This window comes from Kineococcus aridisoli (assembly GCF_050871885.1).
Taxonomy (GTDB): Bacteria; Actinomycetota; Actinomycetes; order Actinomycetales; family Kineococcaceae; genus Kineococcus.
On record NZ_JBJLSF010000122.1, the window covers coordinates 1 to 10920 of the forward strand.

Here is a 10920-nt window from a genome sequence, read left to right on the forward strand (position 1 = left end):
AGGCCCCCGACCGGTGCGGTCGGGGGCCTTCGTCGTCACCGTCGTGCCGGCCCGGCAGGCGCGAGGCGGCGGGTGCGCCTGCGGCTCAGCGGATGAGACCGCGGGCGCGCAGGCTGTCCAGCGCTTCGTTGAGGATCGCCTCGCCGTCGGCGTCGCTGCGCCGCTCCTTCACGTACGCCAGGTGCGTCTTGTACGGCTCGTTCTTCGGCGGGGCGGGCGGGTTGGCCCGGTCGGTGCCGGCGGGGAAGCCGCAACGGGGGCAGTCCCACTGCTCGGGCGGCTCGACACCGGACTCCTCGGCGAAGCTGGGCTTGGTCTCGTGCCCGTTGGCGCACCAGTAGGAGATCCGGATGCGGGGCGCGGTGTCACCGCGTTCCGCCTCGCCCATCGGCCCGGCGCCGACCCTGCTGCCCCGGATGGCGTTGCCACCTGCCACGTCGGTCGTCTCCCCTGCTCAGAACTCGTTGGTGAAGCGCTCGACCAGGCCGAGCAGCACGATGCACACGAACCAGACCAGCGCGATCCCGACCGTGAACCGGTTGAGGTTGCGCTCGGCCATGCTCGACCCGGACAGGCTCGTCGTGACGCCACCGCCGAACATGTCCGACAGGCCGCCGCCCTTGCCCTTGTGGAGCAGGATCAGCAACGTCAGGAACAGGCTGGAGATGGCGAGGACCACCTGCAGCACGATGCGGAGGACGTTCACACGGGTCCTTCTCGTCGTGGCCGGTCCGCGGGCGGTTCCGGCGCTGTCGTCAGGGCGCTCTCAGCGTAGGCCATGGACCGGGGTGCCCGGGCCGGTCCGCGACGGGTGTCGGCGCCGGCCCGGCGCGCCTCAGGCCGGGTGGTCGCGGTAGCGGACGATGGCCGCGAAGTCCCCGGCGTCGGTGCTGGCACCGCCGACCAGGGCACCGTCGACGTCGCCCTGGCGCATGATCGAGGCGATGTTGGCCGGCTTCACGCTGCCGCCGTAGAGGATCCGCACGGCGTCGGCGGTCGCCGCGTCGAAGCGGTCGGCGATCGCGGCGCGCAGCGCTCCGCACACCTCCTGGGCGTCCTCGGGGGTCGCCACCTCACCGGTGCCGATGGCCCACACCGGCTCGTAGGCGAGCACGAGGGCGGCCACCTGCGCCGGCTGGAGGCCCTCGAGGGCCGCCAGCGCCTGCGCGACGGTGTGCCCGACGTGCTCACCGGCCTTGCGCACCTCCAGGGGCTCGCCGACGCAGACGATCGGCACGAGGCCGTGCTCGACCGCCTTGGCCGCCTTCGCGCGCACCACCTCGTCGTTCTCGCCGTGGTACTGGCGGCGCTCGGAGTGCCCGACCGCCACGTAGCTCACGCCCAGCTTGGCCAGCTGCGCACCGGAGACCTCACCGGTGTAGGCGCCCGAGGTGTGCGCCGAGAGGTCCTGCGCCCCCAGCTTCAGCGAGAGCTTGTCACCCTCGATGAGGGTCTGGACGGTGCGCAGGCTGGTGTGCGAGGGCAGCACCGCGACCTCGACGGCCGAGTAGTCGTGGCGGGCGTCCCTGAGCGTCCAGTCCAGCTTCTGCACCAGCAGGGTCCCCTGCTGGTGGTCGAGCACCATCTTCCAGTTCCCGGCGATGAGCGGGGTGCGGGCCATGTCGTCTCCTACCGGTGGGGCGTCGCGTGCGGTCGGGCGGGTCAGTCGAGGACGTCGAGGCCGGGCAGCCGCTTGCCCTCGAGGTACTCCAGGCTCGCCCCACCACCGGTGGAGATGTGCCCGAACTGCTCGTCGGCGAAGCCGAGGCTGCGCACGGCGGCCGCCGAGTCGCCGCCGCCGACGACGCTGAACGCGCCGGAGTCGACGAGGGCCTGCGCGACGGTGCGGGTGCCGTGGGAGAACGGCTCCATCTCGAACACGCCCATCGGGCCGTTCCAGAAGACCGTGCGGGCGTCGGCCAGGGCGGCGGCGAAGGCCGTCGCGGAGGCGGGGCCGATGTCCAGGCCGAGGCGGTCGGCGGGGATGGCGTCGGCGGCCACGACCGAGTGCTCGGCGTCGGCGGCGAAGGCGGTGGCGGCCACGACGTCGGTGGGCAGCAGCAGCCGGACGCCCTTGTCCTGCGCGGTGCGCATGTAGGCGCGCACCGTCTCCAGCTGGTCGGTCTCCAGCAGCGACTTGCCGACCTCGTGACCGGCGGCCGCCAGGAAGGTGAACACCATGCCGCCGCCGACGAGCAGGCGGTCGCCCTCGCGCAGCAGGGAACCGAGCAGGTTGTCGATGACGCCGAGCTTGTCGGAGACCTTCGAGCCGCCGAGCACGACGGCGTAGGGGCGCTCCGGCGAGCTCGTCAGGCGCTGCAGCACCTCCACCTCGGTGGCCACCAGGCCACCGGCGGCGTGCGGCAGGCGCAGCGCGACGTCGTAGACGCTGGCGTGCTTGCGGTGCACCGCGCCGAAGCCGTCGGAGACGTAGGCGTCGGCGAGGGCGGCGAGCTCGTCGGCGAACGCGCCGCGCTCACCGTCGTCCTTGCTCGTCTCACCGGCCTCGAAGCGCAGGTTCTCCAGCAGGACCAGGGCGCCGTCGCCGAGGGCCTGCACCGCGGCGGTGGCCTGCGCCCCGACGGTCTGCTCGCAGAAGCCGACCTCGGTGCCCTCCAGCAGCTCCGCCAGGCGGGCGTGCACGGGCGCGAGGGAGTACCGGGCCTCCGGGGCGCCCTTGGGACGGCCCAGGTGGGCCACGACGACCACGCGGGCGCCGGCGTCCAGCAGCCGCCGCAGCGTCGGCACGGAGGCGCGGATGCGGCCGTCGTCGGTGATGGCGGGCCGCTCGCCGGAGTGGTCCAGCGGCACGTTGAGGTCGCTGCGGACGAGCACGCGCTTGCCCGCCAGCCCGCCGAGCTGCTGCTCGAGGTCGTCGATGGTCTTCACGGGGTTCCCTTCCGGCGCAGTGCGGACGACGGCCCGGGCACCGTGCGGTGCCCGGGCCGTCGAGCCCATCGGGTGGTGCTCGGAGCGGAGTCGGCCAGGCTCAGAGCGAGGAGCCGACGAGCTTGACGAGGTCGACGAGGCGGTTGGAGTAGCCCCACTCGTTGTCGTACCAGCCGACGACCTTGACCTGGTTGCCGATCACCTTCGTCAGGCCCTGGTCGTAGATGCACGACGAGGGGTCGGTGACGATGTCGGAGGAGACGAGCTCCTCGTCGGAGTAGGTGAGGTAGCCCTTGAGGGGGCCGTCGGCCGCGGCGCGGTAGGCGGCGTGGACCTCCTCGGCGGTGACCTCGCGGCCGACGGTCACGGTGAGGTCGGTGGCGGAACCCGTCGGCACCGGCACGCGCAGCGCGTAGCCGTCGAGCTTGCCCTTCAGCTGGGGCAGCACGAGGCCGATGGCCTTGGCCGCACCCGTGGAGGTCGGCACGATGTTGAGGGCGGCGGCGCGGGCGCGGCGCAGGTCCTTGTGCGGGCCGTCCTGCAGGTTCTGGTCGGCGGTGTAGGCGTGCACCGTCGTCATGAGGCCGCGCTCGATGCCGAAGGCGTCGTCGAGGACCTTGGCCAGCGGCGCGAGGCAGTTCGTCGTGCAGGAGGCGTTGGAGATGATGTGGTGGTTGGCGGGGTCGTAGTCCCCGTCGTTGACGCCCATGACGAACGTGGCGTCGTCGTTCTTCGCCGGCGCGGAGATGACGACCTTCTTGGCGCCGGCGCTCAGGTGGGCCTTCGCCTTCTCGCCGTCGGTGAAGAAGCCGGTGGACTCGATGACGACGTCGACGCCCAGCTCGCCCCAGCCCAGGTTGGCCGGGTCGCGGTCGGCGAGGACCTTGACCGTGCGCGAGCCGACGACGATCGAGTCGCCGTCCACGCGCACGTCGTCGGCCAGCTTGCCGAGCACCGAGTCGTGCTTGAGCAGGTGCGCGAGGGCCTTCGCGTCGGTGAGGTCGTTGACGGCGACGATCTCGAAGTCCGCGCCCTGCGCGAGTGCGGCGCGGAAGAAGTTGCGGCCGATGCGGCCGAATCCGTTGATGCCGACCCGAGTGGTCATGCGCTCTCCTCCTTGACGCACCGTCGACCGGGCGGGCCCCGGGTGCGTCTCGTGCTGTGCGGTACCGGTCCTGTGCTGGTCGTTCGAGCCGCCCGGGCGCCAGGTCCCGGTCCGCTCTCGCTCCCCGTCACCCGCCGCGCCCCCGCGGCGACGCCCCCGACCCTATGGCCTGCGTCACGTCCGGGCGCAGCGGGGGGCCCTCAGGCGTCGAGCATGTCGGGCGTCAGCCCCGAGTCGGTGCCCGGGACGCCGAGCTCGACGGCCTTCTTGTCCGCCATGCCCAGCAGGCGGCGGATGCGGCCCGCGATGGCGTCCTTGGTCATCGGCGGGTCGGCCAGCTGCCCGAGCTCCTCCAGGCTCGCCTGCTTGTGCTCCAGGCGCAGCCGCCCCGCCTGCAGCAGGTGGTCGGGCACCTCGTCGCCCAGCAGCTCCAGCGCGCGCTCGACGCGGGCGCCCGCGGCGACGGCCGCCCGGGCGGAGCGGCGCAGGTTGGCGTCGTCGAAGTTCGCCAGCCGGTTGGCGGTGGCGCGGACCTCGCGGCGCATGCGCCGCTCCTCCCACGTCATCATCGCGTCGTGCGCCCCCAGCCGGGTCAGCAGCGCGCTGATGGCGTCGCCGTCGCGCAGCACCACCCGGTCCACCCCGCGCACCTCGCGCGCCTTGGCCGACAGCTCCAGCCGGCGGGCCGCGCCGACGAGCGCGAGCGCCGCCTCGGGCCCGGGGCAGGTGACCTCCAGGGCCGCCGAGCGGCCGGGTTCGGTGAGCGAGCCGCGGGCCAGGAAGGCGCCGCGCCAGGCGGCCTCGGCGATCTGCGCGGAGCTGGAGACGATGTGCGAGGGCAGCCCGCGCACCGGACGGCCGCGGGTGTCCAGCAGCCCGGTCTGGCGCGCCAGCGACTCGCCGTCGCGCGCGACCCGCAGCACGTAGCGGGTGGCGCGCCGCAGCCCGCCGGCCTGGACCACGAGCAGGTCGCTGGGGTGGCCGAAGACGTCCGCGATGTCGCGGCGCAGTCGGCGCGCGATGGAGGCGGAGTCCAGCTCCGCCTCGATGACGATGCGCCCCGACACGATGTGCAGCCCGCCCGCGAAGCGCAGCATCACCGACACCTCGGCCTTGCGCGCCGCGGTCGTCGTGACCGGCAACCGGCTCAGCTCGTCCTTGACCGCCGCCGTCATCGCCATGTCTGGTCCTCCCCCGCTGCCGTCCGGTGCTCCACCGGCCCGGTCCTCCGCCCGATCCTCGTCCTGGTCCCCGTCGCGGTCCTCGTCCCCGTCACGGTCCTCGCCGTCCCGCTCGCCGCACCCGCCGCCGGTGCCGGTGCGGCGTCACCGCCCACCGGACCGGGGCGGGACGGCGAAGACGTCGCGGTAGGCGGCCGCCAGCCGCAGCGCGTCGTGGCGCGGGCTGCCGTCGCCCACCGAGACCGGCCGCAGCAGCAGCTGGGCACCGAGGTCGCCCGCGACCCGCTCCAGCGCCGCCGGGTCCCCGACGGCCACCGGGTCGGCCACGACGGCGTCGACGGTCAGCGCGGGCGCGTGCGCGGCGAGCACCTCCAGGTGCGCCTCGGCGCTGAACCCGTCGGTCTCGCCGGGCTGCACGGCCAGGTTGAGCGTGACGCAGGTGCGGGCCCGGGTGCCGCACAGCGCCTGCGCCAGCGCGGGCACCATCAGGTGCGGCAGCACGCTGGTGAACCAGGAGCCGGGCCCCAGCACGACCCAGTCGGCGGACTCGATGGCCTCCAGGACCTCCGGGCGCACGGGCGGGTCCGGCGGCACCAGCCGCACGCCGGCCACCCGGCCGGTGGTGGAGGCGACGGCCACCTGCCCGCGCACGGGGCTGACCTCCTCGGGGCGGCCGGGCACCAGGCCCAGCACGTCGGCCTCGATGTCCAGGGGCACCGCGGCCATCGGCAGCACGCGGCCGCGGGCGCCCAGCAGGCGCCCCACCCAGTCCAGGCCGGCGACCTCGTCGCCCAGCAGCTCCCACAGCGTGGCGATGAGCAGGTTGCCGGTGGCGTGCTGGTGCAGCGAGCCCTCGCTGGTGAAGCGGTGCTGCAGCACGTCGCGCCAGGTGCGCCCCCACTCGGAGTCGTCGCACAGCGCCGACAGCGCCATCCGCAGGTCACCGGGCGGCAGGCCGCCGAGCTCGCGGCGCAGCCGGCCGGAGGAGCCGCCGTCGTCGGCGACCGTGACCACCGCGGTGAGGCGGTCGGTGAGGTGGCGCAGCGCCGACAGCGAGGCCGACAGGCCGTGCCCGCCGCCGAGGGCGACGACCGCGGGAGCGGCGCCGGCGTGCGGGGGCCGGGGCGGGGCGGTGGCCGGGGACGCGCCGACGGTGGGGATCAGCCCCGTCGGGAAGCTGGTGGCGGCGGCGTACGCGCCCTGCGGGCCGGACGCCGAGCCGTGCGGGGGCGGCGCGCTCACTCCCGCCCCAGGTCGCGGTGCAGGACGCGCACGGGCACGCCGTCGCGCTGCAGGCGGGCGCTGAGCTCCTCGGCCATGGCCACGGAGCGGTGCTTGCCGCCGGTGCAGCCGAAGGCGATGGTCGCGTAGCGCTTGTTCTCGCGCCGGTAGCCCTCCAGCACCGGCTGCAGCGCCGCCTCGTAGCGGTCCAGGAACGGCGCGGCGCCGTCGGCCGCGAGGACGAAGTCGCTGACCGGCTGGTCCTGACCGGTCAGCGGGCGCAGCTCGGGCTCCCAGTGCGGGTTGGGGATGAAGCGGACGTCGGCCACGTGCTCGGCGTCGGCGGGGGTGCCGTACTTGAACCCGAAGCTCATGACGGTGACCCGCAGCTCCTCGGCCCGCTCGGCCTCGAACAGGGAGGCCACGAGACCGCCGAGCTGGTGGACGTTGAAGGAGCTGGAGTCGACGACGACGTCCGCGCGGGCCCGCAGCTCCCCGGTGAGGGCGCGCTCGCGGGCGATGCCGTCGACGATGCGGTCGTCGCCCTGCAGCGGGTGCGGGCGGCGCACCGACTCGAAGCGGCGCACGAGGACGTCGTCGGTGGCGTCCAGGAACAGCACCCGCGGGCTGACGACGCGGGTGTCCAGGGCCGCCAGCGCACCGGTCAGCTCGGCGAAGAACGTCCGCCCCCGCACGTCGACGACCACCGCGAGCCGCGGGATGGTCAGCCCGGCGCGGGCGGTGAGCTCGGCCAGCGGCTCGAGCATCTGCGGCGGCAGGTTGTCCACGACGTACCAGCCGAGGTCCTCCAGGGCCTTGCCGGCCGTGGAGCGGCCCGCCCCCGACATGCCGGTGATGACGAGCAGCTCCGGGCGGCGCGGGCGCTCGGCACCGCCGGCGCCCTGCGCCGCCGGACCCGTCGCCGCGTCCACCGCCTCGCCCGTCACCGCGCCCGTCCCCGCCTCGTCCCGCACGGCCTCATCCTGTCATCCCCGGGCGTGTCGCTCGCGACGACCTCACCACTGCCCGAGATCGAGTGGACACGCTGCGTGCCGTCGCGGGTTCGCGGGCGCCGCGCCGGTGCGCCTCCTCAGTCGAGCAGCTCACCCGTCGCGGTGTTCACCGCGGGCTCGCGCTCGCCGCCGGCGAGCGCCTCGACGACGGCCCGGGCGGTGCGCGGCCCCATGCCCGGCACGGCGGCCACCTCCTCCTCGGTGGCCGCGCGCAGCCGCTTGACGGAGCCGAAGTGCTTGAGCAGGGCGCTCTTGCGCGCCTGGCCCAGACCGGGCACGCCGTCGAGGGCGCTCGTGGTCATCGCCTTGCTGCGCTTGGAGCGGTGGTAGGTGATGGCGAAGCGGTGGGCCTCGTCGCGCACCCGCTGCAGCAGGAACAGCCCCTGGCTGGTGCGGGGCAGCACGACGGGGTGCGCCTCCCCGGGCAGCCAGACCTCCTCCAGCCGCTTGGCCAGCCCGCACAGGGCGACGTCGACGACCCCGGCGTCGGCCAGCGCGCGGGCCGCGGCCTCCACCTGCGGCTGCCCGCCGTCGACGACGACGAGGTTCGGGGCGTAGGCGAAGCGGCGCGGGCGGCCCGTCTCGGGGTCGATGCCGGTGAGCACGTCACCGCCCTCGGCCTCCACCCGCGCCTCGTCCTCCTGCGGGGCGGGCGCCGCCCCGTCGGCGACCTCCTCGCGCGCCCGGCGGAAGCGGCGCAGCAGGACCTCGCGCATGGCGCGGGTGTCGTCGACGCCGCCCTGCTCGCCGCGCACGCTGAAGCGGCGGTAGTCGCTCTTCTTGGGCAGGCCGTCCTCGAAGACGACCATCGAGGCGACGACGTTGGTCTCCTGGGTGTGGGAGACGTCGTAGCACTCGATGCGCAGCGGCGCCTCCTCCAGCCCGAGGGCCTCCTGCAGCTCCTGCAGGGCCTGGCTGCGGGTGGTCAGGTCGCCGCCGCGGCGCGTCTTGTGCAGCGCCAGCGCCTGGGTCGCGTTGCGCTGCACGGTCTCCATCAGCGCGCGCTTGTCACCGCGCTGGGGCACCCGCAGGTCCACGCGCGAGCCGCGCAGCTCGCTGAGCCAGTCCTCGACGTCGGCCTCGACGGTGGCCGGCAGCGCCGGCACGAGGACCTCCCGGGGGACGCCCTCGCCGGACTCGCCGCCGTAGACCTGCAGCAGCAGCTGCTCGACGAGCTCGGGGGTGCCGACGTCCTCGACCTTCTCCGAGACCCAGCCGCGCTGCCCGCGCACCCGCCCGCCGCGCACGTGGAAGACCTGCACCGCGGCCTCGAGCTCGTCGTCGGCGATGGCGAAGACGTCGGCGTCGGTGGCGTCGGGCAGCACGACCGCGGACTTCTCCAGGGCGCGCTGCAGGGCGCCGAGGTCGTCGCGCAGGCGGGCCGCGCGCTCGAAGTCCAGCTCGGCGGCCGCGGCACGCATCTCCTGCTCGGTGCGGCGCACGAACTTCTGCGTCGCACCGCCCATGAAGTCGCAGAAGTCCTGGGCCAGCGCCCGGTGGTCCTCGGCGGAGATCCTGCCGACGCAGGGGGCGGAGCACTTGTCGATGTAGCCCAGCAGGCAGGGGCGCCCGGTCTGCTGGGCGCGCTTGTAGACCCCGCTCTTGCAGGTGCGCACGGGGAAGACGCGCAGCAGCAGGTCGACGGTCTCCCGGATGGCCCAGGCGTGGGTGTAGGGGCCGAAGTAGCGGTTGCCCTTGCGCTTGGCCCCGCGCACCACCTGCACGCGCGGCACCTCCTCGGCCATGGTGACGGCCAGGTAGGGGTAGGACTTGTCGTCGCGGTACTTGACGTTGAAGCGGGGGTCGAACTCCTTGATCCAGGAGTATTCCAGCTGCAGCGCCTCGACCTCGGTGGCCACGACGGTCCACTCCACGCTCGCCGCCGTGGTGACCATGGCCATCGTCCGCGGGTGCAGCGCCGAGAGGTCCTGGAAGTAGTTGGACAACCGGGCGCGCAGGCTCTTGGCCTTGCCGACGTAGATGACGCGGCCGTCCGGGTCGCGGAAGCGGTACACCCCGGGCTCGAGCGGGATCTCCCCCGGCTTGGGGCGGTAGGTGGCGGGGTCGGGCACCCGACGAGGTTAGGACGCGCTCCCGACACGCGTGCACCACGACCTGCTCGCACCAGTCGGTGAGCGCCCGGACACGTTGCGCTCCAACGGTTGAGCGGACCGCGTGAACGGGGGGCGGAGCTGGCGACAAACCCCGGCGGCGCAGCCGCTCCCGGCCCTACCGTCCCGCCGTGACCACTCCGACGATCACGTCCCCCGGCAGCGCCGACGGCACCACCGGCGCCACCGGCGCCCCCGCTCCCGTGCCCGCGCCCGGGCGCCCGCGCACCGCGCGCCGGCCGCTGGGCTTCCCCGCCGGCGAGGGGGCGCCGGGCCCGGTCGCCGTCGTCCTGGGGACCCGCCCGGAGGCGATCAAGCTCGCCGAGGTGGTGCGCCGCCTCGGCGCGGCGGGTCTGCTGGTGCACACCGGCCAGCACTACGACGCGGCCATGTGGTCCGACGTCACCGCGCAGCTCGGCTTCGGCGCCGAGCCGCTGGCCCTGGGCGTGGGCGGCACCTCGCGCGGGCAGCAGCTGGGCACGGCCGTGGCCGCCCTGGACGCCACCTTCGCCCGGCACCGCCCGTCGGCCGTCGTCGTCCAGGGCGACACCACGGCCGCGCTGGCCGGGGCGCTGGCCGCCAACGCCGCGGACCTGCCGCTGGTGCACGTGGAGGCGGGGCTGCGCAGCTTCGACCGGCGCATGCCCGAGGAGCACAACCGCGTCCTCATCGACCACCTGGCCGACCTGTGCTGCGCGCCCACGCCGACGGCGGTGGCCAACCTGCGCGCCGAGGGCATCGCCGACGAGCGGATCCTGCTGACCGGCAACACGGTCGTGGAGTCGGTCCAGCAGCTGCTGCCCGCCCCCGACGAGCGCGAGCGGATCGTCACCGGCCTGGGGCTGCCCGAGCGGTTCCTGCTGCTGACGCTGCACCGACCGGAGAACACCGACGACCCCCACGTGCTGCGGCAGGTGCTCGCCGAGCTGCGCGAGATCGCCGCCGAGGGGTTGCCGGTGGTCTTCCCGGCCCACCCGCGCACGCTGGACCGCCTGCGCCGGGGCGGCCTGGGCGAGCTGCTCGACGCGTTCACGACGATCGCGCCGCAACCGCCCGCGCAGTTCCTGGCGCTGCAGGCCGCGGCGCGCCTGGTCGTCTCCGACTCCGGCGGCGTGCAGGAGGAGGTCAGCGTCCTCAAGAAGCGGCTGGTCGTGGTGCGCCGCTCCACCGAGCGCCCGGAGGTGGTGGGGACCTTCGCCTCCCTGGTGCCCGCCGGTGTGCGGCTGGCGGCCGCGGTGCGCGCGGCGCTCGCCGAGGACCCGGCCGCGCTGGCCGGGCTGCCCTCCCCCTACGGCGACGGGTCGGCCAGCCGGGTCGTCGTGGAGTCGATCGTCAAGCTGGTCGCGCCCAGCTGAGCCGTGCCCCGCGCACGACGACGCCCCGCGCCCGCGGTCCTCACC

The 10920-nt window shown here is 74.9% G+C and carries 10 protein-coding genes; 1 reads left to right on the forward strand and 9 read right to left on the reverse strand.

The genetic code is table 11. The features are described 5' to 3' along the window. Window positions 1-85 precede the first annotated feature (85 nt). The 9 genes from ACRYM2_RS21570 to uvrC form a co-directional block, all read right to left on the reverse strand. A complete protein-coding gene (locus ACRYM2_RS21570) occupies window positions 86-436 on the reverse strand; it encodes an RNA polymerase-binding protein RbpA (protein ID WP_166615959.1) in 351 nt (116 codons plus the stop codon). A gap of 18 nt (window positions 437-454) precedes the next feature. Then, window positions 455-706: a preprotein translocase subunit SecG gene (gene secG / locus ACRYM2_RS21575; RefSeq protein ID WP_432524619.1), complete on the reverse strand. Its 252-nt coding sequence runs from the start codon at window positions 704-706 to the stop codon at window positions 455-457. Between the two features lie 129 nt (window positions 707-835). Beyond that, entirely contained in the window at window positions 836-1621 is a 786-nt protein-coding gene (tpiA, locus tag ACRYM2_RS21580; RefSeq protein WP_432524620.1) for a triose-phosphate isomerase, read from the reverse strand. A gap of 41 nt (window positions 1622-1662) precedes the next feature. Continuing rightward, a complete protein-coding gene (locus tag ACRYM2_RS21585; protein ID WP_432524622.1) occupies window positions 1663-2889 on the reverse strand; it encodes a phosphoglycerate kinase in 1227 nt (408 codons plus the stop codon). A gap of 100 nt (window positions 2890-2989) precedes the next feature. Continuing rightward, window positions 2990-3994 carry a type I glyceraldehyde-3-phosphate dehydrogenase gene (gene gap / locus ACRYM2_RS21590; protein WP_432524624.1) on the reverse strand — a complete coding sequence of 335 codons (1005 nt, stop codon included), beginning with the start codon at window positions 3992-3994 and terminating at the stop codon, window positions 2990-2992. A 200-nt stretch (window positions 3995-4194) separates the two neighbouring features. Beyond that, the gene (whiA, locus tag ACRYM2_RS21595; protein ID WP_166615964.1) at window positions 4195-5175 is read right to left on the reverse strand and encodes a DNA-binding protein WhiA; all 981 of its coding nucleotides are present in this window, start codon (window positions 5173-5175) and stop codon (window positions 4195-4197) included. 144 nt (window positions 5176-5319) lie between these two features. Further along, window positions 5320-6336, reverse strand: a complete 1017-nt coding sequence (locus ACRYM2_RS21600) for a gluconeogenesis factor YvcK family protein (protein ID WP_432524627.1) — start codon at window positions 6334-6336, stop codon at window positions 5320-5322. Between the two features lie 77 nt (window positions 6337-6413). Then, window positions 6414-7328: an RNase adapter RapZ gene (gene rapZ / locus ACRYM2_RS21605; protein ID WP_432524629.1), complete on the reverse strand. Its 915-nt coding sequence runs from the start codon at window positions 7326-7328 to the stop codon at window positions 6414-6416. 158 nt (window positions 7329-7486) lie between these two features. Beyond that, window positions 7487-9481, reverse strand: coding sequence for an excinuclease ABC subunit UvrC (gene uvrC / locus ACRYM2_RS21610; protein WP_432524626.1), 1995 nt, complete (start codon window positions 9479-9481; stop codon window positions 7487-7489). A gap of 281 nt (window positions 9482-9762) precedes the next feature. Between uvrC and wecB the strand changes: the two genes are divergently transcribed. Continuing rightward, window positions 9763-10875, forward strand: a complete 1113-nt coding sequence (gene wecB / locus ACRYM2_RS21615; protein ID WP_432524630.1) for a non-hydrolyzing UDP-N-acetylglucosamine 2-epimerase — start codon at window positions 9763-9765, stop codon at window positions 10873-10875. The last annotated feature ends 45 nt before the right edge of the window (window positions 10876-10920 follow it).